The organism is Neobacillus notoginsengisoli (genome assembly GCF_003515685.1).
In the GTDB taxonomy this organism is placed as follows: domain Bacteria; phylum Bacillota; class Bacilli; order Bacillales; family Cytobacillaceae; genus Bacillus_D; species Bacillus_D notoginsengisoli.
Genome location: NZ_QWEG01000004.1, coordinates 255,584 through 280,565, shown reverse-complemented (window position 1 = coordinate 280,565; position 24,982 = coordinate 255,584). Strand labels below are relative to the sequence as shown.

Below are 24,982 nucleotides of genomic sequence, written 5' to 3'. Positions count from 1 at the left end.
CCGGGAGAATGCTTGATGCAGTTTCTCCGGTGATTTTACTTGTAATTAATATTTTCCCACTGGCAGCATGGCGATGACCGGCTGTCTTGATTGGCCTTTTTTCAATGTGAGCATGATGGTGAACGATATGCAATACAGAATCGCCAGGTAGACCATGGCTGTTGTCATACTGTGATTTTGCAAAATATAGCCGACAAGAATTGGCGATAGTCCTCCGACTGCGCGGCCAAAGTTAAATATGGTGTTTGTTGCTGTACTTCGGATGTTCACCGGGTAGAAGCTGCTGATGAGCGCACCATACCCTGCGAACATTCCGTTTGAGAAGAACCCGACAATGGCGCCGCCAATCAGGACGCCTGTGCTTCCTGTTGCGAATGAATACAGGAAGACAGCTGCCGCTGAAGCCAGAAGGAAGGTGCCGTATGCCTTTTTTGTCACTTAGGGAATGAGGCAAGGGGACGGTTCCAACGCTTCATTCGGGTCCCGAATGAAGCAGCGGAACCGTCCCCTGCTTCTCCGCTAAGCATGACAGCACAAAAAAAAACAGGGATGGCTCCCCTGTTTTTTAAAATGCTAATCTATAAATCTCTGCTAGTTCTGTTATGAGTGGCAGTTTTGGATTGGCGGTTGTACATTGGTCTTCGAAGGCTCGTTCGGAGAGATAGCCGACTTTGCTTTCGAATTCTTTTTTGTCAACTCCATTTGCCTCGATTGTCATTGGGATTTCGAGTTCTTTTGCCAGATTGATAATGGCTTGGATGAGGCTTTCCACCCCTTCCTCTGTTGTAGCGGCAGGAAGGCCCAGCATTCTGGCGATTTCGGCGTATCGCTTGTCTGCCACGAAATGGTTATATTTCGGGAAGGCAGTAAACTTCTTCGGTTTTGTGGCGTTATACCGGATCACATGCGGCATCAGGATCGTATTCGCACGGCCATGGGCGATGTGGAACTCCCCGCCAAGCTTGTGCGCAAGGCTATGGTTAATGCCGAGGAAGGCATTCGCAAAAGCCATTCCCGCAATCGTCGAAGCATTATGCACTTTTTCGCGCGCTTCCTCATCGCTTCCGTCGCGGTAAGCCCTTGGCAAGTAGTCAAACACAAGCTGGATCGCTTTTATGGCTAGCCCGTCGGTGAAGTCGTTCGCCATACAGGATACATACGCTTCAATTGCGTGCGTCAACACGTCCATGCCCGTATCAGCGGTAATATGCTTTGGAACCGTCATGACAAACTGCGGGTCGACAATCGCGACATCGGGGGTCAATTCATAGTCGGCTAAAGGATATTTCGTATTTGCTTCCTTATCTGTAATAACAGAGAACGAAGTCACCTCTGAGCCGGTGCCAGAAGTTGTCGGGATGGCGACAAACTGTGCCTTTTCACCAAGGCGCGGATACTTCACAATCCGCTTTCTAATATCAAGAAACTTTTGCTTTAAGCCAAAAAAGTCTGTTTCAGGATATTCATAGAACAGCCACATTCCTTTTGCCGCGTCCATTGCCGAGCCTCCTCCGAGCGCAATAATGACATCCGGTTGGAACTTCGCCATCCTCTCGGCGCCTTTTTGGACAGTTTCAAGAGAAGGATCCGGCTCCACCTCAGAGAAAATTTCACAATGCACATAATCAGGACGCTTCCTGAGGTAGTAGAGCACCTTGTCAACGTAACCGAGTTTGACCATTTCCGGATCTGTCACGATGAATGCCTTTGAGATGTTCGGCATTTTTGCAAGGTATTGTGTTGAGTTCTTTTCAAATATATCTTGGAAGGGACTTTGAACCACTGCATGTTTACATTCCTCTTTGCTACCTTTTTTATATTAATCAAATGGATGGCGCCAACGTTCGTGGAAACCGAATTGCCGCCATAAGTTCCACAGCCGAGCGTCAATGAAGGCAGATAGGCATTATAAATATCGCCGATTGCCCCTTGAGAAGAAGGTGCGTTGACAATAATCCTTCCCGCTTTCATTCTAAAGCCGAATGCTTCTATCGCTTCCTGGCTGGTAGTATGGATAACGGCCGAGTGGCCAATACCGCCAAATTTGAGCATGTCTTCTGCGCGCTCCAAACCTTCCTCAAGTCCGCTTACCTTGTAGCATGCAAGAACAGGGCTCAATTTTTCTCGTGATAACGGGAATTCAGGTCCAACCCCTGTTAACTCCGCCACAAGAATTTTGACTGATTCCGGGACAGTTACTCCTGCCATTTCAGCAATTTTCCAGGCTGGCATGCCTACAATTTGAGGGTTGACAGCGCAAGTGTTTTCATTGATGACGAGCTTTTCGACTAGCTGTTTCTCTCCCTCATTCAGGAAGTAGCAGTCGTTGGCCGCCATTTCTTTTTTCACTTCCGCATATATGTCGTGGTCGATGATGACAGCCTGCTCAGACGCACAAATCATGCCGTTATCAAACGTTTTTGAAAGAATCAGATCATTAACAGCCTGTTTAAGATTGGCGGTTTTTTCAATATAGCACGGAACATTACCAGGTCCGACTCCTAGCGCCGGTTTTCCGGAGCTGTAGGCCGACTTGACCATTCCCGCTCCGCCGGTCGCAAGGATCAGAGAAATATTGCCATGGTTCATTAACGATTGGGTTGCCTCAAGTGACGGACTTTCAATCCACTGGATACAGTTTTTCGGGGCCCCTGCCCTGACAGCTGCATCACGCAGAACTTTAGCCGCTTCTCGGCTCGATTTTTGGGCAGATGGATGGAAAGCAAAAATGATTGGATTTCTTGTTTTGATTGAGATTAACGCTTTGAACATCGTTGTTGAAGTCGGGTTCGTCACAGGCGTTACGCCCGCGATGACGCCGACAGGCTCGGCAATTTCCATCATGCCTTCATGCTCGTTCTCACTGATGATTCCGACCGTTTTATTGTATTTGATGTTATGGTAAACATATTCGGTCGCGAACATATTCTTGATAATCTTGTCCTCATATACGCCGCGCTTTGTTTCCTCGACGGCCATTTTTGCAAGAGGCATGTGTTGGTCAAGCCCTGCAAGTGCCATCTGCTTCACAATCTCATCAACCGTTTCCTGGTCGAAGCCCCGGAATTCCTCCAGTGCTTTAAGCCCTTTTTCCACAAGCTTATCGATTATTGTTCCAACATTTTCATTTACAGTTGCTGCTTTCACCATCTAAAGCCCTCCTATTAAAGATTGTGAATAATTTCACATATACTTATAAAAAAAATATCATTTATCCGCAAACGGGATTCCTCGGGATTTTTTCAAAAGAAACGTCTGTATACATCCTTGCACTTCTCTTTACAAGAATCACGTAATTCACAGTCCAAATAAAGGCAGGAAATTCTTTATCATCTTTAAACATCATTGCCTCAAACTCATCGCCTACAGCTTCTTCAAAGGCTTCAAGCGTATACGTTTCGGCATCAGTGCTGAAGTCTCTCCATTCGCATACTAACATGTGAATCCCTCCTTTTTCTTATTACACTTTTATTATAACAGTCTCCCGGAATAATAGTTTGTGAAATATTGAACAAACATTGAATTCTATTTTTATAAATTTTAACCCTTATAAAGTTTAAAAGTTACACGAGTGATATTCAGCAAAAGATTATTGTTTCTGTAAGCGTATCCATTTATTTAATTATATTACTATAGCATTCTGCTTCACCATTAGAAGGAAAGACACTACTCCACCTACTTTTTCCTAGATATAAATATAAACTACCTTCATCGAACATATACTTCCTTAGAAAAGTGTGCGGGAGGGATAAAAGTGGACAATATTGAATGGAAAATCAGTGACCCTTATGTCTTTCAGGCTCTTTCCGGAATTGTCGGTTCCAATATCGCAGTTCAAACAGCAAGAGGTTCAGTAAGAGGAAGGCTTGCGAGCGTGCAGCCCGATCACATTGTCGTGGAGCTGGGCAGGAATACCTTCTTCATTCGAACAGCACAAATCATCTGGGTAGTCCCAAATCCGGACTTAGTGATGGAGTGAGGCACGGGGACGGTTCCGCTGCCTCACTGATTGGATACATCCAGTTTTAAAATATCTTTTTTGGGGGTGGCCCATATGATGAAACGCGTCAACAGGATTGCAATCGAGCTGCCAAGGCCTGAACACGGGGACCCGAATGCAGCAGCCGCAGTCCAGGAACTGATGGGCGGAAAATTCGGCGAAATGTCGACCTTGAACAATTATATGTTTCAATCCTTTAACTTCCGCGGGAAAAAGAAGTATAAGCCCTTCTATGATCTTATCGCGAGTATTACAGCCGAAGAGTTCGGCCACGTTGAGCTAGTTGCCAATGCGATTAACCTGCTTTCGTTCGGTAATACGTTTATGGCTGATCCGGACCTGGCGCCTCTGATGAACGGAAAGGATGCCCGTTACTCCCTCCACTTTACGACGACCGCCCAAGCAGCATATCCTGGAGATGGGATGGGGCGGCCGTGGAACGGAGAGTTCGTCACCAACAGCGGGAACTTGGTTGCCGATCTCCTCCATAATTACTTGCTTGAAATCGGCGCCCGGACACATAAAATGCGCGTGTATGAAATGACAACCAACCCTGTGGCCAGGGAAATGATTGGCTACCTGCTCGTCCGCGGCGGCACCCATATCATCGCCTATGCGAAAGCCCTTGAAGTTGCGACTGGGGTAGAAGTAGGCAAAATGCTCCCCGTACCAAGCCTTGATAATAATAAATTCGACTATGCGAAAAAATTCATGGAACAAGGGCTGTACAATGTCCTCTATACATGGGGCGAGCCGGAATACCGGGACATCGACCGAATCTGGAAAGGCCCGAACCCCGAAACAGGCGAACCCCTCCGTGTCATAGACGGCATGCCGGAAGGAGCCCCGGTTCCCGACTTTGAAGAAAAACCAGAACAATTCGCCCCTGGCATCGACCGCGACGACTACGAACGAATCCTCAAACGGCTCATGAGCAATATCTAAGAAGCAGGGGGACGGTTCCAGCGCTTCATTCGAGACTCGAATGAAGCAGCGGAACCGTCCCCTGCCTCACCCTGCCTTAGTAAATCTCCGGCAATATGTTTCGTTCTTTAATCATTTTGAAGATTGTGAAGTGGTAGAGGAAGTTGTCAAAGTACAGTGGCTTGTCCTCGTCGAAGCTGTACCAGGAAAAGAATGACTCCAATACGGTTGTTTCTACATCATCTAGTGCTCCGGAGATGTGTAGCGGGTATTTGAGTTTCTTAGATAAGGAATAGTGGCCGTACACGGAGAATATGTCTTCCATTTCTTCTTCTGTCATCTTACCCCCCTCCTTGTCCTCTTTTTTCAGTCCTCCATACGTTATGCATGATGGATGATTCTGAAGCGGTACATGCCTTAATTTTGCAAAAAAGGCAATGTATAAACAAAAAGGCGCAGGCGTGATGACCAATTTTTGCACAAAGGGAAAGAGGCTTGTTTATACTATTATGAACTCCAAATGACAAGGATCATAATGGTAGAAAGGAAGAAGGATGAACATGTCAAAAAAACACGCAATGCCAAATATGTACGAAGTATTGAGAAAGGCAGGTTTCCAGCTAGAAAATCAGCTTAATCAATCCATCCATGACCATTGGAACAGAGAAGAAGTTGCAGAGGCGGCGGCGATTTTCACAAACGCACATGCGAGGTTAATTAATAAGCTTCATCGTTATCATGAAGTTCTTTCCACCCAATTGAATACTCCAACCAAAAAGGATGTCGCAAATGTAGCCAAGCTTGTTCTCCAAACGGAGGAAAAAGTTGATCAGTTGAATGACCAAATGATTCGCTTGACTGAAAAACTGGAAAAACAGTTACCGAGAAATCCACGTTCTGCTTCCTCTTTTCAAAAGGTTCATGATACTCGTGCCAAAAGGAAGGAAGCACTCCGTAAACTGTCTAAAGATTTATTCGATGCTGGTTTAATCGACCGCGGGGAATCTCCAGTTACAGACAAGGTTGGTACTGGCCATACGTCTCAAGTAAAAAACCACCGGTGGAGGAATGAAAAGTGAAGGAGCAGCCTATGTTTGACGGTGAAAAGGAACTTCAGCGATGGAAAGGATTCATGGGCATTTGGGCTTCCCCCGATCCTGAAACTGGGCCGACGCCAAGAGTGGCGGTTTGGAAAAAGAACAAAGCGACACTTTGGTATTACCCTGCACGGAAAAAAAAGTACAAGGCTCCCCTTTTTCTCGTTTATTCACTTGTAAATAAAGCTTTTGTCCTTGATCTGGCACCTGGTTCGAGTATGATCGAATCTTTTGTAACGAATGGATATGATGTTTATTTAATGGATTTTGGTGTTCCGGGTTACGAAGACAAACATCTTACAATTGACCATTACCTTGTTGACTATCTTCAACGAGCCGTCCGGAGGGCTTTGCATCATTCAAAAGCGAGGGAACTGACGATAATCGGTTATTGTCTTGGCGGTACATTAGCCGCCATGTATGCCTCTATCGCGAAGGAACCGATCCGAAATTTAATCCTATGTGTTGCACCGCTAAACTTTTCTAATCCTCCTCTTTTTGACAAATGGACCAACGCAATGAAAAAAGGCGATTTGAGTCTGGACGAGGTTCTTGACGCGTATGGTACTGTTCCGGCATCCTTCATGAAAATCGGGATGCGCGCTGTCAGTGCACCCGTTTATTTCAGCCATTACCTGTCTTTATTGAATAAAAGTTATGACAAAGACTATGTCGACAGATGGCGCCGCTTTAACAATTGGGCAAACGGGCATATCCCCTTCCCAGGTGCCGCTCTTAAACAGCTGCTGAATGACCTTGGCAAAAATAATAAATTTATGAAGCGGACACTTACCATCCGAGGCAGAAAAGCAGACCCGGCGAATATAAAAGCAAATCTCCTCATTGTCGCTGGGAGCCAGGACCGCCTCGTACCGGAGAACTTAAGCAGAGATTTTATCCATCTCGTTTCAAGTAAAGATAAAACATACAAACTCGTAACAGGCGGACACACCACACTGGCAGTCAAAGGAATAGGATTACCTGGATTTCTTGCAGACTGGCTGCCGGAGAGGTCAAACTGAGGAAACTTAACTTTTTTTTATTTTGGCAATAATGTCAGGACTGCAAGAAAGTGCATCACACTGGCCGCAAGCACAAACACATGCCATATTGCGTGATGATAGCGAAAACCACGCCACACATAAAAAATCGACCCCACTGTATAGAGCAAGCCGCCAACCACAAGGTACACAATCCCTTCAGTCGTTAAATTGGCGGCCAGTGGTTTCCAGGCAAAGACAATCAGCCAGCCCATGACCACATATAGTATCGTTGACGGTCCGACGAATTTTTTGACAAAGAACGATTTAAACACGGTACCGGCAATCGCAAGCCCCCAAACAATGCCGAATAATGTCCAGCCTAGGCTCCCTTTCACCGTCAGGAACAGAAACGGAGTATACGTCCCAGCGATGAAAAAGTAAATGGAGGAGTGGTCAAGCACTTCAAAGACATCCTTCGCTTTTCCAGGCGGGAAGCTATGAAGGAGGGTGGATGAGGTATACAACAGAACCATCGTCACGCCAAATATCGTAAAACTGACTACATGCCATACCGTTCCAAACATAACCGAAAAAATGATTAAAATTGTTAATGCAGCAATACTTAAGAGGGCGCCAATTCCATGGATGATGGCATTGGCAATCTCCTCCCCTTTAGAAAAAACATGCGTATTTGTATTCAATTACTTGTCAGTCCTTCCTATCGTACGTATCCCATTCAGTATCGACTTCTATACTACACCTTTAGACGGTAACCCGCATCCCAGACGGTTTCGATGAAGCAGGGGACGGTTCCAGCGCTTCATTCGGGAGTCGAATGAAGCAGCGGAACCGTCCCCTGCTTCATGATGTTCAGTTAAATAAAGGATAGATCCACGGTAGGATGAGTGAGGTGATGATTGCGGCGATTCCCATTGCGGCGCTTGAAGCTGCTCCTTGCAGCGAGCCTTCTTTCATGATTTGGCTTGTCCCGATGCCATGGGCAACGGTGCCTATTCCAAGTCCGCGCGCGAATGGGTCTGAGATTTTCATTACTGTTAGGATGATTGGCCCGAATACGGCCCCGAGGATTCCGGCTCCCATTACAAATGCGACAGCGGTTGCCGGGCTGCCCCCAATTAGCAATACCGCTTCAATTGCGACTGGAGACGTAACTGCTTTAACAGCGGACGCCGCCTGCATTTTTTCTGAAAGCCCCAATGCTTTTGACAGACCCACTGCTGTAATAATCGTTGTGATTGTGCCGATGCTCAAGCCTAGCACGGCTGATTTAAATTTTTCCATAAGGATTTTTCTTGTTTTGTACAAGGGCAATGCGAGCGCAACAGTTGCCGGCCCTAATAAAAACGTCATCCATTCTTTTGCAGGCGTGTATTGGCTGTAATCAATTTTCATTGATGAGAGAATGAAAATGATGACGATCGTTGCAACCAGGACTGGTGTCGTTAATGGCGTGCTGATTTTCCTGGCAAGATGGACTGCCCCAATATACGCCGCTATTGTCAAAATAATACTAAAAAGAGTTATGCCGCTCATGCTGTTTCCGTTCCCCTTTTGCCAAAAGCTGTGTCAGGCTTCCAGTCAACAGCAGCCCCACTATGGTGCTGCCGGCGATCATAATGAAAATCTGAAGCCCGCTTGTTTTAATTAACCCGCCAAAATCCATCAGTCCCACCGCGATTGGGACAAAAAAGAAGCCCAAATGCTTGTTTAAAAAGGCGCCTGCCATCTCGATCGAGCGTACCTTCACAATTCCGCTTGCCAGCAGGAAAAATAAAATGACCATCCCAAGCACGCTCGCCGGAATCGTCAAATGATAAAAGTCGGTTATATAAACCGAAACCATATAAATAGCCCAAATACAAAGTAATTGGGCCAAAAAAACCACAAATTGTTTTAAAGACAACAACTACATATTCCTCCTCGAAAACCTACTATCTAAAGTTTACACTATAAACGCGGACTTTTAAACAATAATGAAGCAGGGGACGGTTCCAATGCTTCCATTAGATGTTATGGATGCTGGCATAGAAGCCAATGTCTGTCTGTTCCACCGCTATAATTCTTTTACATTGCCTCGGGATGCTACCATTCTTCTGGCGTTCAGACAGCCGGACCTTCCAAGAATTCTGACAATCCAATAGTTTGTTACATTCCTATAAAGAAACTGTAATATAAGCAGGCATTTTATTCAGCTGTCAACCCGTTTATCAAAGCAGTTTTTGCCAATTGTACTAGACTTTGTGAAAAAAAGTTATTTCCTTTCGAAAACTCCTTTCTTCCAAAAACCCTTTCATATCAGCGTTTATCCCCTACCTGAATATCCACCACATCTTTGTCTCCCGCGCAATAACACAATTATCCAAAATTATGACAAAAAACGCGTGTTACGATAATCGTGCAGTAGGACAAATGACCTACCTGCAACAAATCTTATCAACAGGAGGAACATTATGAAAAAGAATAAGGTTATTCTTTCTTTTGCAGTGGCTTCAGCACTGTGGATGTCCGCCCAAATGCCTGAAAAAACAGAAGCGGCATCAACTAATCCGGCCGTCCAGGAAAAAGTTTACGTATACCACAGCCAGAATGTCAATATTAATGAGTTTAATAGATTTATAGAAGAAACTCTCCAACGGTTGGGATTGCAAGATTACTTCAAGCTGACTGTTTCAGCCAAGCCTGAAAATACGCCGGCAAAGCAAAACGCAGCTGCTCCAAAGGCTCCGGAAAACGCGCCAGCTGAAAAAGCTCCGGAAAAGGCACCTGCTCCAAAGAAAGCTGAGCCAGCTCCGGCAAAAGTACAACAGCCAGCAAAACCTGCTGCACCGGCAAAGGCTCCTGCTCCGGTTAAACCGCAGCCAGCACCAGCCAAAAAACCAACAGCTGAGCAACCAGCAAGCACACTGAGCGCCTACGAACAGCAAGTCGTCAGCCTGACAAACCAGGAACGGGCAAAAGCAGGACTTCCTGCACTAAAAATAGATACAGCTCTCAGCAAGATGGCACGTGAAAAATCTCGTGACATGTCCGCGAACGGCTATTTCGATCACAACAGCCCGACCTATGGTTCACCATTTGACATGATGAAAAAATTCGGCATCACTTACTCCTATGCAGGTGAAAACATCGCAATGGGGCAGCGCACTCCACAAGAAGTTGTCACAGCCTGGATGAACAGCGAAGGACACCGCCAAAACATCCTTAACCCGAACTTCACCCACATCGGAGTCGGCCACATCGCCCAAGGCAACTACTGGACCCAGGAATTCATCGGAAAATAACTATGAAGCAGGGGGACGGTTCCAGCGCTTCATTCGAGAGTCGAATGAAGCAGCAGAACCGTCCCCTGCCTCACTCATACGGAATGCTGTAGTATTCTTTGGCTTCGGGATTGTATTGGAACACGCTGTAGAAGTCTTCGGGGTTTCCGTCTTCGTATTCCATGTGGACTTTTATAAAACCCCATTCTTCTTTAGTGATTTTATCGGTAGCCATCGGGATTTTTTTCTCGATAATGAGCTTTTTTATGTCCAAGGAACCGTTTAAATAAAACTCGCTGTACAAAAAGGGGCCAATTCTTTTCTCAGTTCCATCGTTTAGATAGAAAACGAAATCCCATTTAAAACTCCTTGTACGGTTTTTGGATACGCCGTCTTCGGAAAGGTACCCCAGAATATCGACATGCCTCACTTCAGACCAAGCAATTTCCTCCTTTTTGCCAAGCTTGTGCGTAACAATCCCATCAGTCCTTATTGCTTCAAAGTCATTTTTCGTGATATAAACGGAAAAAGCTGTTAGCAAAAGTGAAAAAACACAGAGCAGGATGACGTTTTTCCCAGATTCCTTTAACCCAACAATAAAAATATAAGCAGCAGTTAGAATAAATGCCGCCCCCATACTGTAAATAAATAGGTTCAGCCAGCCAATGGATCCCGGGAACATCCAAACATCCTTCAAGTCCGCCAACTTCCTAAATTTCCCGAGCCTCCACTGATCAAACACTTCATAGGAGAGAGGCTCCCCTATAGTGATCACTAGATAAGCTCGCAAATAATAGTTTTTAAATAGTTTGAAAGAGAAGAGTACTTTTCCCTTCAAAAGAAACAGTCCTACGAGGAAAATCCCCAGTCCCATTACCAAATACGCCGCAAGATAGTCACCGCTGCGGTCAGCAAGCCACTCATCAACAGCAAGTATTCCCATGAAATAAGCAAAACCAATCACTAAATACGCCAGCCATTTCACCAATTGCCCCGACTCCCCCCTCACTACAAAAAACCGTTTTCTAACATACGAATAGTATTAACATTAGATTCATCTTTTTCCAATAATGAAGCAGGGGACGGTTCCGGTGCTTCATTCGAGAGTCGAAAGAAGCAGCGGAACCGTCCCCCTGCCTCACTCTTCCATTAAAAAGAAGGATTCCCGGCCTCTTTTGTTGAAGTTTAAGTTTGTAGTTTATTGCGGGAGGTGCGTTATGTCTATTAATTTTTATGAAATTCATCTGCAAACGGACAATGTGAACGAGGTTCAGAAGTATTTAGCCTATTGGCTTAACGGTCTTTATAGAGAAAAACCTGAGATTAAATCCAACCAGCAGGCAGAAATTGATTTTTTTCAGAAGGAATATCCTTCCTGTTTTGCTGTGGGGAGCCTTCATAAAAACTGGGTAACGATTCGCCATGATTCCTATGAGCAGCAAGTCTCATTGGCCAACAAGCTTTCCCAGGTCTTTTCCGCCACTGCCATTCAGGCGATGGGGCAGAGCACAGTCGATACGTACTATTTAAGCGTTCATCAGAACGGCAAAATTGTTAGGAAGTTTTATTCTGGTGAGGATGTGGAAAAACCCGAACAGGAAGGAAAGCCTTTTTCCTTTGAGCAGCCATTCCCAGACTCTGAAGACTATCAGTATGATTATGAGGATATGCAGTCGTTTTGCAAAAACTTCGGGATTGACCTTTTAACAGATGCATTTGAACATCAGAACATCTGGACTCTTATTAATATCAAGGAAAAACCCATTCCAGAGCAGCGCTCCTTTTCAGAAAAAATAAAATCCTTTTTTGGAAGGGCAGATCGTCAATGAAGCACGGGGAAGCACGGGGACGGTTCCAGTGCTTCATTCGAGTCCCGAAAGAAGCAGCAGAACCGTACCTGTGCTTCACCTTACTTCAACACAAAAGGAGGGATTGGCTTTGAAGTTGGATGTGTTGAGGAGGTTGTTTGATGAGTCTTCTTATACGGTTGTGTTTACTGGTGCGGGGATGAGTACAGAGGCGGGCTTGCCGGATTTCAGATCAGCTTCTACGGGTTTGTGGAATAATATAGACCCGATGGAGTTGGCGAGCACGGATGCCATGTACAATAACCGGGAAGCATTCATTGATTTTTATCGTTACCGGGTTGAGAGCCTAAGAGCGTGCACTCCCCATAAAGGGCACGAAATTCTGGCTAAATGGGGACGTGAAGGAAAAGTCAAATCGATTATTACGCAAAATGTTGACGGCTTCCATCACCTTGCCGGAAGTGAAAGTGTCGCCGAGCTTCACGGCACGTTAAGAACCTGTCATTGCAATGACTGCAGAAGGAGGTATCCGATTGATAACTTCATGGAGCTCGGTACATCATGCGAATGCTGCGGCTTCTTGCGGCCATCGGTTGTCCTTTTCGGGGAGGAGCTGCCGGAAGACGCCTTTATCCAGGCTGAACGGGAGGCCAAAAAGGCTGACTTGTTCGTCGCAATCGGTTCTTCTCTGACCGTATCCCCAGCCAACCTCTTCCCCCAAATCGCAAAACAAGCAGGCGCAAAACTCGTCATCATAAACATCGAAAAAACCGGCCTCGACCACCTCGCCGACCTCATCATCACCAACGAAAAAATCGGCTCCATCCTACAGCAGCTTGAATGAAGCCCAGGGACGGTTCCAACGCTTCTTTCGGGTCCCGAATGAAGCAGTGGAACCGTCCCCCTGCCTCACCACTGCCTCAGGAACCACTTTTTCTTTCTTTTCATATGATGGGGATATGTTGAATGGAGAAGGTGGTTCCGATTCGAGATTCGATTTATTTAGATTTTTTGTCCAAGTTTGGGGTTGGGGGTGCTCATCCGGGGGGCTTTGAGCTGACAAAGGAAATCCTTCAAGGAGAGCGGATTCATGCGGGTACGCGAATTTTGGATGCAGGCTGCGGGACGGGGCAAACAGCCGCCTATCTCGCCTCCACTTATGAAGCAAGGGTAATTGGGGTGGACATCAACCCGATTATGGTTGAAAAAGCAAAACAAAGAATGGAAAAAAACAATCTGCCGGTTAAAATTATTCAAGGTTCAATTGAAAAACTTCCTCTAAAAGGCGGAATGTTCGATTTAATTCTATCCGAATCGGTTCTATCTTTTGTCAATAAACCAAGGGCCCTTCAGGAGATATACCGACTACTGAAGCCTGGCGGAAGATTTATCGCAAACGAACTGACGGTGAACAAGAAACCGGAAGAGTGGGTTGAAAATGAAATAAAAACTTTTTATGGATTTGATTCCCTCCCAGTGGAGCGTGACTGGATTTCCCTATTGGAACGTATCGGATTCAAAAACATAAAAATCCACTCGCAAACAACGCCAATTCTCCAGCATCAGGCAACGCCGGAATTCCATTATTCAGCCCATATCGATCCTAAGCTGTATGCAGTCATGAACCAGCATTTTCAGATGATAGCCAAGTACCATGAGATATTGGATTACAGGATTTTTTCATGCTCAAAATAATCTCCCAGCACTACCCCAAAAAAAGCTTGCAGCATGATCTCTGCAAGCTTTTCTCACGGCTTTCTTAAAATGAAAAATGGAAAGAATGGACCAAATGCCCTAATGCTAAAAAACGGAAACCCGAATAAACCGAATGGACCAAAGAAAGGAAATAGCCGGCTTTCATCTTTAGTATGGGAATACATGGATGCATACGGGGAATGCATACTAGGCATAATCATATACATTTGTTCCTTGTCATAGCTATGCAAAATCCCTTGATATACCGTCCCGTCCTTCAACTCAACCTGGATAAATTGATATAAATGTTACTTCATTTCTCGTGATGATCCCGCGTCCCTGTATTTTGTTGCTCTACTCCCTCAATGCCATTTTGCTGCATACTGGATACCTCCTCCAATTCTTTACCATTCCAAACTATTCCCAGATGAAACAATTTGTTACGGCATTGAAGGCACAACACTACAACTTCCGGGAAAATCCCTGAAAAGCACTGCCACTTCTGGGTGAGGCACAGGGGCGGTTCCAGCGCTTCTTTCGGGTCCCGAATGAAGCAGCAGAACCGTCCCCCTGCTTCCCCGCTTCACTTCGAATCCTCACATGTGTTACAGTAAATAAAAGTAAATCTGAGGGGGATGGCTGTTGATCAATACGATATTGTTTGATGTCGACGGTGTTTTACTGAGTGAGGAGCATTACTTTGATGCTTCGGCTCTCACGGTGTGGGAGATGCTGATGAGCCCGAATTATCTCGGCCTTGCGCCGGAAAAGTTTCGGACCGATTTTACACAAGCCGAAATTGACGCCATCAGGTCAGAAGTATTCCAAAAAGACGGCGTGCTCTCATTCCTTAAGTCCCGCGGACTCAATGCCAACTGGGATATGATTTACATAACGTTCAGCTATCACCTCATCCGGCTGTTGTCACAACTTGATGATACAAGTAAAATTAAGAACTTGTTCAGCAACGGTCTTGATAGAAAAACATTAATGAATATCGGTAATGAACTGAAAGGCCGTAAAAATAATCTTTACTTCGGCAAGTTCCTGAATGATTTTGAAAAGTCAAAGGAAACAAAGCGAGGGCTATTCCGCCACTTGGATGCCCTTGCTTCAGAAAAGCTGGGGATTAAAACAAATGTTTTTCAGGAAAAGGGCGAACTCTGGTCCGTCGGAGAGCATGTTTCCCAGGAATGGTATGTCGGCGATGACCATGTGTTCAACTCGACAGGCAGGCCATCGGTTCAGAAAGGTAAAGCAGGTTTCTTGGCCAATGAAAAGGTACTTTGCCCACGCGAAGACATTAACCGCCTTTTCAGAGACTTGGAGGATTGTGGAATCCTACTTGGGGTTGGAACTGGAAGGCCCGAACTTGAAACAATCCAGCCTTTTGAACAGCTCGGTTGGCTCCAATATTTTGACCGGGACAATATCGCTACAGCCGATGATGTCCTGATGGCCGAGCGCCAGCGAAACGATAGACAGTCACTAGCGAAGCCGCACCCGTATACTTATTTACAAGCTCTCTTTGGCAAAACAACAAACGCGGACACACTTTTGAACACGCCACTGCCACTAAAAAACGGTCCGGAAACTCTCGTCGTCGGCGACTCACTTGCCGACCTTCTCGCTGCCCGCAAAATGGGCTGCCAATTCGCCGCTGTCCTGACGGGCCTAACCGGCACAAAAGCCCGCAGCCAATTCGAACAACACCAAGCAGACTATATCTTCGAAAACGTCATGGAAGTCAGAAGCATTATTTGAGGCACGGGGACGGTTCCAGCGCTTCTTTCGGGTACCGAATGAAGCAGCAGAACCGTCCCCCTGCTTCACTATTCTATATGAATTGAGAGTGGTTTTATGGGCCCAATCGGGATTTATTGGCGTTATGCAAAGGTTTTGTTGGGTTTTATTTTGCTTGATGTGTATTTGAATATGGGGATTGCGAAATCGGCGAGTATTGTGGTGCAGCTTCTTTTGGTGGTCGGCTTTTTTCCTCTTCTGTTTTTCCTCTTAAAGTGGACGGAGCGGAAGGAATTCAGTGATGCAGGTCTCAAGTTTCCTCTTAAGTGGCGGAGAAACCTTTTCATCGGCTTCAGCATTGGATTTAGTTTTTGACTTATCAAATACCTCGTTTCCTGGAAACTTGGCGCGTTCAGCATGACGGGGGTTAAACCGGTAGAGGAATCGCTGCTGACATTTGGGATGGTTTTAGGAACATTCTTTATCGGCTCATTTCTAAATGATCTCATTACACGAGGCTATATTTTCGCCCAACTAAAGAATCTCCTCCCCGTTCCGTGGATTTTTGCAATTTCCATCACCGTCTATGCTTTTGACTACATCTGGAATGAAGGGTTCTCCCTCTCCAATACACAGTTTTCGGTTCTTCTAGGCCTTTCGCTAACTTATGCGTTTTATAAATCAGGCTCGATAGGGGCCGCAACGGGTATCCACTGGGGCCTGAATGTGTGTTACGGCCTTTTCAATGGCACCCTTGGCCAAGATAACGGGGGAATTTTCTACCGCTCAGAGCATCATCATTCTTCTTTTCTTTTGGAATCAATCGGGTATATCATTCCTATACTCATGTTCGCAACCGTCCTGGCAGTCGGAAAGATGATTTGGTCGTCAGGAAAAAACATTCCTGCTCAAAATTCCACCCATGCCATGTAAGCTGAAAAAGGCACCGGCTAAATATAACACAGCCGGTGCTTTCGCTTTTGAAGCAGCAGACCCGTCGATTGTTTGCGCTTTCTGGACAATGTGCTACTATTTAGCATAGATATGAAACGTTTAACGAGGTGGAGTTGCGTGTGGCTACTATAAAAGAGGTTGCACAGTTGGCTGGGGTTTCAATTGGAACAGTGTCGAATGTGCTTAATGGAAAAACGAATAATTTGGATTTAATTGAGCGGGTTGAGAGTGCAATGAAAGAACTGGACTACAGGCCTGATGCGAATGCACGCAGTCTTAAAATGGAAAAAAGCAGTTTAATCGGGCTGATTCTGCCTAACTCAACCAATCCGGAATATTCATCGCTAATTTTCCACGTCGAAACTATGCTAAATGAACGTGGTTATAGTGTCCTGTTACTCTTCACACATAATAATCGTCTTCTTGAAAGAAAAGCGATTGATAAATGCCTGGAACAAAGAGTGGATGGAATTATCTTGCTTACAGTGATTCCCAGAAAAAAGGATTTGGTCGATGGCCAAGTAGAAACTCCTATTATTGTTGTTTCCCCGAGAGAGGATGCCATATTGAAAGGCGATGCAATATTCCTTGACTACTCAAAGGCATTCGAGCAAACGATGAATTATTTTAATCGTCATGCTAAAAAAAATACCGCGATGATTTTAGACGGATCCTTTCTCTATAATGAAAAAATCATTGAAATTTATAATAAGTATCATGCCGGCAAGGGGCTTCTAAAAATAACAGACTACAGCAAGGAGCGGGGCTTTAAGGCGGCATATGAACTACTCTTTCAAAATCCGCAAATTGATGCTATTGTAGCAGGCACTTATTTAATTGCTCAAGGAGTAGAAAAAGCAATAAAGCTATTAAAGAGAAAAGGTATACACATCGCCGTCTTAAAGGATAAGAATTGGATTGAAGATGAAGAAAACTTCCCAGTTCAAATACGTTTATCCCAGAAAAAAGTTGCTCATCATGCGGTCATGAGGGCACTTCATGCAATTGAAAATCCAAGGACCCATGAGCCGATGGCCGAGCGGATTTTTGCTGAAATCAGGGAAACACTTCCTGTTACAGCAGAACTAAAAAAAGCCCCGCTTCCTGTTCGCATAAGATTGGCAATGTACGATAGTCCAACCTCTTTTAGCTTAAAAATGCTTTCCGAGGTATATGTTCAAAAAACTGGGATTCATATTGAATTCGATTTATTGAAATACGACGAACTTGAAGATATTGTCTATCAACTACATTCTGACCAAAGCAACAGATATGACGGAATTATGATGGACATTACTTGGATTGATGAACTGGTTAAAAATAAGGTTCTCATGCCTCTTACTAATTCAGCTATTAATTTTAATGAATTTATTGACGGACTTGAACAGCAGTGCGGTTACTATGATGGAGAATATCATGCAGTACCAATTATGTCCGGGACACAGCTGCTTTTTTATCAAAAGGATTTATTTGAAAACGAACAATTGAAAAGGCAGTTCTCCAGAATATACGGGAAAGAACTATCTGTACCGGAAACCTGGGCGGATTTTAATATAATTGCGGAATTTTTCACGAGGTCTTTCAATCCCAAATCACCTATACCATATGGTGTTTCAAAAGTGACAGGAGAAAACATTTATACAACGATTTGCTACCTAAACAGATTATGGTCTTATGGAAGTGATGTGTTTGATGACGATGGCAATGTCATTATTCATAATAGCAATGCTTTAGCAGCCTTAAAAAACTTTGTAAATATCTACAAACAAAATACTGATCGACCTGTACATTCATGGGATGAAGTAGTTGAAGTTTTTAAGGAAGGCAAAACTGCAATGGCAATTCTTTATGATTCATATGCAATGGATTTAAACGATTACACGAAGTCGAAGGTTGCCGGGAATCTTGGAGTAGGCCAAATTCCTGGAGGAACCCCTGTATTGGGAGGCTGGAGTATCGGAATTAACCAATATAGCACCAAAAAGGAAGCTATGGAAGATTTTCTGACTTGGGTTTGCAGTGACCAATTAGTTATTCCATTAGTTTTACTAGGGGGTTCCACGTTAAAGAAAAGCTATTATGAAAGCAGTGAGCTTGAGGATACTTATCCATGGAAGGATAGTGTTTTGGAAAGCTATCGAAAGAGCCGGAAAAGAATTCTCCCAAATATTAAAATTGCGAATAAAGGCCAAAACTATTTATATAGCCATGTCATTTCAAGGCAAATTACAAAAGCCTTAGAGCAGCAAATCGACGAGGAAGAAGCCCTGCTTACTATTCAGAACGAACTTAGCCAATTAATCAATCTAAATACCAAAAAATCGTAACGACTCATCCAAGAGTCGTTTTTTTTGGTTAGAAGTATTGAAATGGTAAATTTAACATGTTACTATATTATATGAAACGTTTCATGTAACATTACATAAGGAGGCCATCATGATCAATTTCAATGATAAAAGACAAGTTGCCAAAGCCATCCAATATACGAATGTAAATCCGAACCTTACTAAGGATGGAATGATCAAACATCTGGAAACAAGTGTGAAATATGGATTTGATGCAGCCATGGTTGCACCCTGCTTCGTTTCTTTAGCGAAAGACGTCTTAAAAGGAACGGGAATAAAGGTAGCCACAACGCTGAACTTTCCTATGGCCAACGATACGCTCGAAATGAAGCTGGCTGCTTTAAAGGAATTAATTAAGGTTGGTCCGGACGAATTTGACTTCCCTCCTAATCCCGGATTATTAATTGGCGGATTCGAAAAAGAGTATTTCGAGGAAATGGAGCAAATCGTCAAAGTTTCTCATGACTCCGGCGTGGTTGTAAAAGCCATGTTGGAATTTGGATTCCTTAATCACGAGCAAAAAGTAAGGGCAGCAAAACTGGCCCATGAAGCGGGGATTGATTGGGTTAAGCAATCCAGCGGCTGGGGAGTCGGCGGGTGTGCGGCTACAGTAGAAGACGTGAAAATCCTCAAAGAGAATATCCAGGCCCCTTGCCGGGTTAAGGTTTCAGGCAAAGTAAACACGCTCGAGAAAATGAAAGCTATGTTTGAAGCTGGTGCCGAACTAGTCGGAACAAGCTCCGGCCCTGAAATATGCGAAGGGCTTGAAGGAGATAGGAACGCATATTAATATTTTTTCATATTTAGAGCAAGCCAGCATGGGTTTTTAAGATTACTAGAAATTTTTTCCTAAGGGTGGTGGTATAATTGAAGGTATGTATTATTGGAAGTTATGCAAAGGCTTTGGTCATGACTGCAAACCGCATTCCAGTGGCAGGCGAGACACTACTGGGCCGGGACTACCGTGAAACCTATGGCGGAAAGGGATCGGACATGGCTGTACAGGCGGCACGTTTAGGTGCGGACGTATCCTATATCGGTGTAGTTGGAAAAGATTCGTTCGGCAACGAATTCATTGAATTAATGGGCTCCGAACAGGTGAATACAGATGGAATTCGACAGACAGAGGATAAAGCAACTGGTGTTGGATTCATTATTAAAGATACTTTTGCAAAAAATATCATTACAGTTGATATGGGGGCAAATGAAGAATTCTCAAAAGAAGACATTGATACACATCTCCACTTGATTGAACAAGCGGACGTTGTCCTGGCTCAACTGGAAATTCCCCTGGATACCGCACTTTATGCCATGAAAAAAGCAAAAGAATTAGGAAAGACAACTATTCTCAACCCTGCTCCAGCCCAGAATCTCCTCACCTATGATTTAAGTTGTATAGATATATTGACTCCTAATGAAACAGAATCAAGGGTAACAATCGGCGAGCTCCCTGAAGCAGGGCTTACCCATCGCCAAGCAGCCGAAAAGCTTTTGCAGACTGGCTGTGGAACAGTTGTAATTACGCTGGGTGAAAATGGCGTAGACATTCATACAGCAAAAGAAACACGGCATGTGGACGCCTTTAAAATTGATGTAGTGGATAGCAATGGCGCCGGTGATAGTTTTAATGCATCGCTGGCAGTCGCGTTGTCTGAAGGAAAACAGCTTGATGAAGCAGTCCGTTTCGCCAATGCCGCTGCAGGACTGTGCTGCACGAAATGGGAAACGGTCCCTTCCTATCATACACGGACGGAAGTTGAAGCATTTTTACAAAATAATCAAATCTTGGAGAGGAGCTAATAGAATGAGGCCAAACAGTATTTTGCATCCCGAACTCGCTAAGGCGTTGGCGGAATGCGGGCATACCGACATTATCATGGTCACTGATGCGGGCTTTCCCATTCCAAAAGATGCCCACCGGATTGACTTGGGATTCTATGCCGGCCAAGCCGATGTTTTAGATATTCTAAGGATGCTCAGAAAAGAGATTTTTGTAGAGGAGGTGGCTTTTGCAACGGAGGTAAAGACACACCATCCAGATTTATATAAAAATATTCAGGAAATCTATACAGGCTCAGGTGCTGTTTTTAAAGGAACGACCCATGAAAACCTGGTAGAAAATCTGGCTCCTAAGGCAAAGGTAGTCATTCGGTCAGGTTCGCTGAATGCATGGGCTAACTTTGCTCTGGTGGCAAGTACGGATCCGTTCGCCTGGTTCACAGAGGAAAACATTGAAATCCTGCCGGCTTATGTAGAAAGAAGGAAGAGAATAACAGAAAACGAAGTTCCAAGTTTATCCCGCATTAACGGGCAGTAAGACCCCCACCTCAAGATTCCAGGTATAAACGAAGAAGATAGGTGGGGGATCAACTGCCCGTAAAAGCCCGATTGGTTCAACTAACAATCATTGGGGGTGAAAAAAACCCCCAATGATTGAAGTTTCACTTTATAAGAAGGGAGATTTATTATGTCCACCTTTGACTTAGACCTTAATATTCACGCCGTATTACCGAAACGAACAGATTTCAAGATTGGTTCCATTGGCGCCGGAGCAATCGTAAGGAACTGTCATTTGGTTGCTTACCGGAATGCCGGATTTAAACCTTTTGCAATTACATCTCTAAATGGAGTTGGAGCAGCTTTGGCAGCCAAAGAATTCGATATACCTCATGTATATAGCTCGTGGCAGGAGTTAATTGCAGATGAGAATATTGAAATTCTAGATATCGCGGTGCCACCTGACCAGCAACTGGAAATTGTAAAAGAAGCAGTTAAGAAAAAGCATATTAAAGGCATCTTATGTCAAAAACCTATGGCAATGAATCTCCCGGAAGCAATAGAAATTGTTAGGCTTTGTGAAGAGGCCAATGTAAAACTCGGCGTGAATAGTAACATGCGTTACGACCAATCGATGCGGGCGCTCAAAACTCTGTTGGATCACAATTATTTTGGCGATATTGTTTTGGCCACGATTGAAATGAGAGCGATTCCACATTGGCAGGACTTTCTCAAAAAATATGACCGGCTTGAAATTCTTAATATGGGGATCCATCATGTCGATATTTTCCGCTACTTGTTTGGTGACCCTGAAAGAGTAACCGCTATCACTCGAAGTGATCCGCGAACAACTTTCAATCATATTGACGGTATCAGCCAATATACATTCCAATATGCCAATGAACTAATGGCAACAAGCCTTGATGATGTTTGGGCTTGGCAAGGTGAAGGCACAGAAAAGGATATGTATATTAAATGGCGCGTTGAAGGACTTGATGGAATGGCCTGGGGAACGATTGGCTGGCCTGCTTCACCTGCACGCGAACCAAGCACGATTAAATTTACAACGCGGAAGCATCCGAATCAATGGATCGAGCCGACCTGGGATGAAGTTTGGTTCCCGGATGCCTTCCTTGGAACAATGACTCAATTATTAAGGGCCGTTGAAGATAATACGGAGCCGGAAATTAGCGGACGTGACAATCTACATACAATGGCTGCCATCGACGCCTGTTATTTATCCATTAAAGAAGAAAGAACGGTATTACTATCTGAAACTTTAAAGGAGGTTTATCAGCATGATCTCAGTCGGCATATTTAACGGATATTACCCTTATACATTAGAGGAAACCATTAAAAGGATTAAGGATGACGGATTTACTTGCGTTCAGCTCGATTTAAGCTTCAAGGATATGGATCTGGAAGATCCCCATACACTTCCAGAGAAATTAACCGTCGAAAAAGCACATAAAATCCGGAATGCATTCCGGGATGCGAATATCCAAATTGTAGCCATTTCCGGCTATACCAATCTGGTCAGCCCAGATCCAGTGAAGCGTGAAAAAAATATTGCCTATGTCAAAACGCTTTTGAAATTCGCGCGTGACTTGGGCTCCCCTTATGTCATCAGTGAAACTGGAACGTATGATACTTCAAGCGACTGGGTTTATCATGAAAAGAATAGTACAGAAGAAGCCGTGCAGGAAATCACTGAAGTCATCAGAGACCTGGCCGAATATGCACATAAGCATGACGCGGTATTTTTAGTAGAAAACTATGTCAATAACATCGTTGGAAGCGTTGACCAGGTTCTTCGTTTGTTTAGAGAAGTAGACCATCCTGGTTTAGGCTTACTGCTTGACCCCACCAATTTCTTTACCGGAAAAAATATTGACGACGTTGATAATGAACTTTACCGCATCTTCAACGCCCTTGAAGACAAAGTGAAAATTGCACATGCAAAGGATATTAAATATTCGGAAGACAAGAGCGAAAAGCATGCCGCAATCGATGCAGTCGAATCCCATACATTCCGCGGAGCAGGCGACGTTGAACTTCCCGCCGCGGGCCTTGGAGCCCTAAATTACGACCTATACCTGGAGCTATTGTCCAAGAAGCATCCAAACATCCCAATCATCATCGAACACCTAGACGAAGAAGACATCCCACGGGCAAAAAAATTCCTTGATGACAAACTGAAAAAAATAGGCGTTTAATGAGGCACGGGGACGGTTCCAGCGCTTCATTCGGGTCCCGAATGAAGCAGCAGAACCGTCCCCTGCTTCACTTTGCTTCAAGGAGTTGGGCTTCCCGTAAGCCTTCGATTGCTGTAAGTTCTTTCAACACGTTCCCGTAGATGGGTTTGTCGAGGGTGAGGACCATGATGGCGTTGCCGCCGATGTCGGTTCTTCCGACTTGCATGGTGCCGATGTTGATTTGTTGGTCTCCTAGTAGCGCACCTACTTTTCCGATTATGCCCGGCATGTCGTGATGGTTGATGAACAGCAGATGCCGTTCGGGCTTCACATCAATCCGGTATTGATTGATTTTCACAATCCGCTCGCCATAGCCGTTCAAAACAGTCGCTCCGATACAGGCAGACTCCTCGCCATGATGGACTGTCATCTCCAGATAATTGGCAAAGCCTTTATTCTTCGTGTTTTTTCGAACCGTATGCGGAACTCCCTGCTCGTTCAATAGGTGCAAGGCATTAATCAGATTAACAGAGTCCCCTAAATGATGCGTTAGCAGCCCTTTGATCATTGACCTCGAGATAAGGTCAGTATCTTCTTTAATCAAATCCCCATAGTAATCGATTTCCACCTTATCGGGGGCATCGTTCAGAAGCTGGATGACCAGCTGGCCAATCTGTTCGCCAAGCCTTAAATAAGGCTGGAGATTTTGCAAAGCTTCGTTCGTCATTTGCGGCATATTCACCGCGTGGCGGATGACCTTTTTTTCGAGAATCTCAATAATCTCCGTGCTCACTTCCTCGGCTACTTTTTCCTGTGCTTCGACCGTTGACGCACCAAGATGTGGTGTCATAACGATCCGAGGGTTGCCTAATAGTCCCTGATTTGTTGGCGGCTCGGTCTGGAACACATCCAGTGCCGCGCCCGCAACCCGGCCTTCTCCAACTGCCGCAACGAGTGCATCCTCATCAATTATTCCTCCGCGCGCGCAGTTGATCAACCGTACCCCCGGCTTTACTTTTTGCAAAAATGCCTCATCTATCAGGTTTTCCGTCGCATTCGTCAATGGCGTATGAAGGGTGATAAAATCCGAAAACACGGCAATTTCATCTAGAGTCGCTTTCTTTATACCAAGCTTTGCCGCCCGCTCCTCCGTAAAGTATGGATCAAAACCCAACACTTCCATCCCGAAGCTTTTTGCCCGTTTCGCCACTTCCGTTCCAATCTTCCCCATGCCGATAATACCGAGCGTTTTCCGGTACAGTTCTACGCCCTGGAAGGCACCGCGATTCCACTCGCCTTCCGTTGTAATTCGGTGGGCCTGCGGAAGATTCCGCGCCACAGCCAGCAGCATCGCAAGTGTATGCTCGGTTGCCGCAATTGTATTGGCTCCAGGCGCATTAATGACAATGATCCCCTTTCTCGTTGCTGCCTTCACGTCAATATTATCAACGCCAACCCCTGCCCGGGCAATTACCTGAAGGCGTGAAGCCTGTTGGATGACTTCCCCGGTCACTTCTGTCTGGCTTCGGACAATTAATGCATCATAGTGTTTAATGATTGAAACAAGATCTAAATGCGAAAGGCCTATTTGCTTATCCACAGTGAATAGCGGGTGTTCATATAAAGCGCGGAGCCCGCTGTCACTTATACGGTCTGTAATAAGTACTTTAAACACGATGC

25 protein-coding genes and 2 pseudogenes are annotated in these 24,982 nt (G+C 44.8%); 18 read left to right on the top strand and 9 right to left on the bottom strand.

The window, feature by feature from the left end; genetic code table 11:
- Positions 1-45 precede the first annotated feature (45 nt).
- The 3 genes and pseudogenes from D1B31_RS08050 to D1B31_RS08040 all read right to left on the bottom strand — a co-directional run.
- Positions 46-432: pseudogene (locus tag D1B31_RS08050) on the bottom strand (MFS transporter); the annotation flags it as partial.
- 133 nt (positions 433-565) lie between these two features.
- Positions 566-3,150 (bottom strand): annotated as a pseudogene (gene adhE, locus D1B31_RS08045) (bifunctional acetaldehyde-CoA/alcohol dehydrogenase).
- A gap of 61 nt (positions 3,151-3,211) precedes the next feature.
- Entirely contained in the window at positions 3,212-3,439 is a 228-nt protein-coding gene (locus tag D1B31_RS08040; RefSeq protein WP_118920241.1) for a hypothetical protein, read from the bottom strand.
- Between the two features lie 315 nt (positions 3,440-3,754).
- Here D1B31_RS08040 and D1B31_RS08035 point away from each other — a divergent pair, with 315 nt between their 5' ends.
- The gene (locus tag D1B31_RS08035; protein ID WP_118920240.1) at positions 3,755-3,979 is read left to right on the top strand and encodes a YuzF family protein; all 225 of its coding nucleotides are present in this window, start codon (positions 3,755-3,757) and stop codon (positions 3,977-3,979) included.
- 75 nt (positions 3,980-4,054) lie between these two features.
- Positions 4,055-4,945: a manganese catalase family protein gene (locus D1B31_RS08030; RefSeq protein WP_118920239.1), complete on the top strand. Its 891-nt coding sequence runs from the start codon at positions 4,055-4,057 to the stop codon at positions 4,943-4,945.
- A 76-nt stretch (positions 4,946-5,021) separates the two neighbouring features.
- On the opposite strand, the gene D1B31_RS08025 is transcribed toward D1B31_RS08030, so the two are convergent.
- Positions 5,022-5,264 carry a hypothetical protein gene (locus D1B31_RS08025; RefSeq protein WP_118920238.1) on the bottom strand — a complete coding sequence of 81 codons (243 nt, stop codon included), beginning with the start codon at positions 5,262-5,264 and terminating at the stop codon, positions 5,022-5,024.
- A 220-nt stretch (positions 5,265-5,484) separates the two neighbouring features.
- Here D1B31_RS08025 and D1B31_RS08020 point away from each other — a divergent pair, with 220 nt between their 5' ends.
- Positions 5,485-6,003, top strand: coding sequence for a hypothetical protein (locus tag D1B31_RS08020; protein ID WP_118920237.1), 519 nt, complete (start codon positions 5,485-5,487; stop codon positions 6,001-6,003).
- Positions 6,000-7,043, top strand: a complete 1,044-nt coding sequence (locus D1B31_RS08015; protein WP_240035208.1) for an alpha/beta fold hydrolase — start codon at positions 6,000-6,002, stop codon at positions 7,041-7,043. The genes D1B31_RS08020 and D1B31_RS08015 overlap by 4 nt, the downstream gene beginning before the upstream one ends.
- A 17-nt stretch (positions 7,044-7,060) precedes the next feature.
- Here D1B31_RS08015 and trhA read toward each other — a convergent pair whose 3' ends face one another.
- The 3 genes from trhA to D1B31_RS08000 form a co-directional block, all read right to left on the bottom strand.
- Positions 7,061-7,705 carry a PAQR family membrane homeostasis protein TrhA gene (gene trhA / locus D1B31_RS08010; RefSeq protein WP_118920236.1) on the bottom strand — a complete coding sequence of 215 codons (645 nt, stop codon included), beginning with the start codon at positions 7,703-7,705 and terminating at the stop codon, positions 7,061-7,063.
- Between the two features lie 169 nt (positions 7,706-7,874).
- Entirely contained in the window at positions 7,875-8,558 is a 684-nt protein-coding gene (locus D1B31_RS08005) for an LrgB family protein (RefSeq protein ID WP_118920235.1), read from the bottom strand.
- Positions 8,536-8,931 carry a CidA/LrgA family protein gene (locus D1B31_RS08000; RefSeq protein ID WP_118920234.1) on the bottom strand — a complete coding sequence of 132 codons (396 nt, stop codon included), beginning with the start codon at positions 8,929-8,931 and terminating at the stop codon, positions 8,536-8,538. Before D1B31_RS08000 ends, D1B31_RS08005 begins: the two co-directional genes overlap by 23 nt.
- Before the next feature lie 88 nt (positions 8,932-9,019).
- Between D1B31_RS08000 and D1B31_RS24185 the strand changes: the two genes are divergently transcribed.
- On the top strand, positions 9,020-9,166 hold the full coding sequence (locus tag D1B31_RS24185) for a hypothetical protein (RefSeq protein WP_158587495.1): 147 nt from the start codon (positions 9,020-9,022) through the stop codon (positions 9,164-9,166).
- Between the two features lie 309 nt (positions 9,167-9,475).
- Positions 9,476-10,306, top strand: coding sequence for a CAP domain-containing protein (locus tag D1B31_RS07995; protein ID WP_118920233.1), 831 nt, complete (start codon positions 9,476-9,478; stop codon positions 10,304-10,306).
- A gap of 70 nt (positions 10,307-10,376) precedes the next feature.
- On the opposite strand, the gene D1B31_RS07990 is transcribed toward D1B31_RS07995, so the two are convergent.
- The gene (locus tag D1B31_RS07990) at positions 10,377-11,273 is read right to left on the bottom strand and encodes a hypothetical protein (RefSeq protein ID WP_118920232.1); all 897 of its coding nucleotides are present in this window, start codon (positions 11,271-11,273) and stop codon (positions 10,377-10,379) included.
- 229 nt (positions 11,274-11,502) lie between these two features.
- Between D1B31_RS07990 and D1B31_RS07985 the strand changes: the two genes are divergently transcribed.
- The 12 genes from D1B31_RS07985 (at position 11,503) to D1B31_RS07930 (ending at position 23,323) form a co-directional block, all read left to right on the top strand.
- Complete coding sequence (locus D1B31_RS07985; protein WP_118920231.1) at positions 11,503-12,114, top strand: hypothetical protein; 612 nt, start codon at positions 11,503-11,505, stop codon at positions 12,112-12,114.
- Positions 12,115-12,235: 121 nt separating this feature from the next.
- Positions 12,236-12,937, top strand: a complete 702-nt coding sequence (locus D1B31_RS07980; protein WP_420846082.1) for an NAD-dependent deacylase — start codon at positions 12,236-12,238, stop codon at positions 12,935-12,937.
- A 122-nt stretch (positions 12,938-13,059) separates the two neighbouring features.
- On the top strand, positions 13,060-13,788 hold the full coding sequence (locus tag D1B31_RS07975; RefSeq protein WP_118920230.1) for a class I SAM-dependent methyltransferase: 729 nt from the start codon (positions 13,060-13,062) through the stop codon (positions 13,786-13,788).
- Between the two features lie 642 nt (positions 13,789-14,430).
- Positions 14,431-15,552 carry an HAD family hydrolase gene (locus D1B31_RS07970; RefSeq protein ID WP_118920229.1) on the top strand — a complete coding sequence of 374 codons (1,122 nt, stop codon included), beginning with the start codon at positions 14,431-14,433 and terminating at the stop codon, positions 15,550-15,552.
- 96 nt (positions 15,553-15,648) lie between these two features.
- Positions 15,649-15,906 carry a hypothetical protein gene (locus D1B31_RS07965; RefSeq protein WP_118920228.1) on the top strand — a complete coding sequence of 86 codons (258 nt, stop codon included), beginning with the start codon at positions 15,649-15,651 and terminating at the stop codon, positions 15,904-15,906.
- 42 nt (positions 15,907-15,948) lie between these two features.
- On the top strand, positions 15,949-16,464 hold the full coding sequence (locus D1B31_RS07960; RefSeq protein WP_118920227.1) for a CPBP family intramembrane glutamic endopeptidase: 516 nt from the start codon (positions 15,949-15,951) through the stop codon (positions 16,462-16,464).
- Between the two features lie 140 nt (positions 16,465-16,604).
- Positions 16,605-18,812: an extracellular solute-binding protein gene (locus tag D1B31_RS07955; protein WP_158587494.1), complete on the top strand. Its 2,208-nt coding sequence runs from the start codon at positions 16,605-16,607 to the stop codon at positions 18,810-18,812.
- A 109-nt stretch (positions 18,813-18,921) separates the two neighbouring features.
- Positions 18,922-19,620, top strand: coding sequence for a deoxyribose-phosphate aldolase (gene deoC / locus D1B31_RS07950; RefSeq protein WP_118920225.1), 699 nt, complete (start codon positions 18,922-18,924; stop codon positions 19,618-19,620).
- 77 nt (positions 19,621-19,697) lie between these two features.
- A complete protein-coding gene (locus D1B31_RS07945; RefSeq protein ID WP_118920224.1) occupies positions 19,698-20,630 on the top strand; it encodes a ribokinase in 933 nt (310 codons plus the stop codon).
- Positions 20,631-20,634: 4 nt separating this feature from the next.
- The gene (rbsD, locus tag D1B31_RS07940) at positions 20,635-21,147 is read left to right on the top strand and encodes a D-ribose pyranase (RefSeq protein ID WP_118920223.1); all 513 of its coding nucleotides are present in this window, start codon (positions 20,635-20,637) and stop codon (positions 21,145-21,147) included.
- Between the two features lie 150 nt (positions 21,148-21,297).
- Positions 21,298-22,428 (top strand): Gfo/Idh/MocA family protein, encoded by a 1,131-nt coding sequence (locus tag D1B31_RS07935; protein WP_118920222.1) that lies wholly within the window; start codon positions 21,298-21,300, stop codon positions 22,426-22,428.
- Positions 22,406-23,323, top strand: a complete 918-nt coding sequence (locus D1B31_RS07930) for a sugar phosphate isomerase/epimerase family protein (protein ID WP_118920221.1) — start codon at positions 22,406-22,408, stop codon at positions 23,321-23,323. The genes D1B31_RS07935 and D1B31_RS07930 overlap by 23 nt, the downstream gene beginning before the upstream one ends.
- A gap of 67 nt (positions 23,324-23,390) precedes the next feature.
- Here D1B31_RS07930 and serA read toward each other — a convergent pair whose 3' ends face one another.
- The gene (gene serA, locus D1B31_RS07925; RefSeq protein ID WP_118920220.1) at positions 23,391-24,977 is read right to left on the bottom strand and encodes a phosphoglycerate dehydrogenase; all 1,587 of its coding nucleotides are present in this window, start codon (positions 24,975-24,977) and stop codon (positions 23,391-23,393) included.
- Between the last annotated feature and the right edge of the window lie 5 nt (positions 24,978-24,982).

What these genes read in the sequence shown, in the direction of transcription:
- D1B31_RS08040 (WP_118920241.1), bottom strand. Translation starts at nt 3,439, where the DNA reads ATGTTAGTATGCGAATGGAGAGACTTCAGCACTGATGCCGAAACGTAT.
- D1B31_RS08030 (WP_118920239.1), top strand. Translation starts at nt 4,055, where the DNA reads ATGATGAAACGCGTCAACAGGATTGCAATCGAGCTGCCAAGGCCTGAA.
- D1B31_RS08025 (WP_118920238.1), bottom strand. Translation starts at nt 5,264, where the DNA reads ATGACAGAAGAAGAAATGGAAGACATATTCTCCGTGTACGGCCACTAT.
- D1B31_RS08020 (WP_118920237.1), top strand. Translation starts at nt 5,485, where the DNA reads ATGTCAAAAAAACACGCAATGCCAAATATGTACGAAGTATTGAGAAAG.
- D1B31_RS08005 (WP_118920235.1), bottom strand. Translation starts at nt 8,558, where the DNA reads ATGAGCGGCATAACTCTTTTTAGTATTATTTTGACAATAGCGGCGTAT.
- D1B31_RS24185 (WP_158587495.1), top strand. Translation starts at nt 9,020, where the DNA reads ATGCTTCCATTAGATGTTATGGATGCTGGCATAGAAGCCAATGTCTGT.
- D1B31_RS07995 (WP_118920233.1), top strand. Translation starts at nt 9,476, where the DNA reads ATGAAAAAGAATAAGGTTATTCTTTCTTTTGCAGTGGCTTCAGCACTG.
- D1B31_RS07985 (WP_118920231.1), top strand. Translation starts at nt 11,503, where the DNA reads ATGTCTATTAATTTTTATGAAATTCATCTGCAAACGGACAATGTGAAC.
- D1B31_RS07975 (WP_118920230.1), top strand. Translation starts at nt 13,060, where the DNA reads ATGGAGAAGGTGGTTCCGATTCGAGATTCGATTTATTTAGATTTTTTG.
- D1B31_RS07965 (WP_118920228.1), top strand. Translation starts at nt 15,649, where the DNA reads ATGGGCCCAATCGGGATTTATTGGCGTTATGCAAAGGTTTTGTTGGGT.
- D1B31_RS07960 (WP_118920227.1), top strand. Translation starts at nt 15,949, where the DNA reads ATGACGGGGGTTAAACCGGTAGAGGAATCGCTGCTGACATTTGGGATG.
- deoC (WP_118920225.1), top strand. Translation starts at nt 18,922, where the DNA reads ATGATCAATTTCAATGATAAAAGACAAGTTGCCAAAGCCATCCAATAT.
- rbsD (WP_118920223.1), top strand. Translation starts at nt 20,635, where the DNA reads ATGAGGCCAAACAGTATTTTGCATCCCGAACTCGCTAAGGCGTTGGCG.
- D1B31_RS07935 (WP_118920222.1), top strand. Translation starts at nt 21,298, where the DNA reads ATGTCCACCTTTGACTTAGACCTTAATATTCACGCCGTATTACCGAAA.
- D1B31_RS07930 (WP_118920221.1), top strand. Translation starts at nt 22,406, where the DNA reads ATGATCTCAGTCGGCATATTTAACGGATATTACCCTTATACATTAGAG.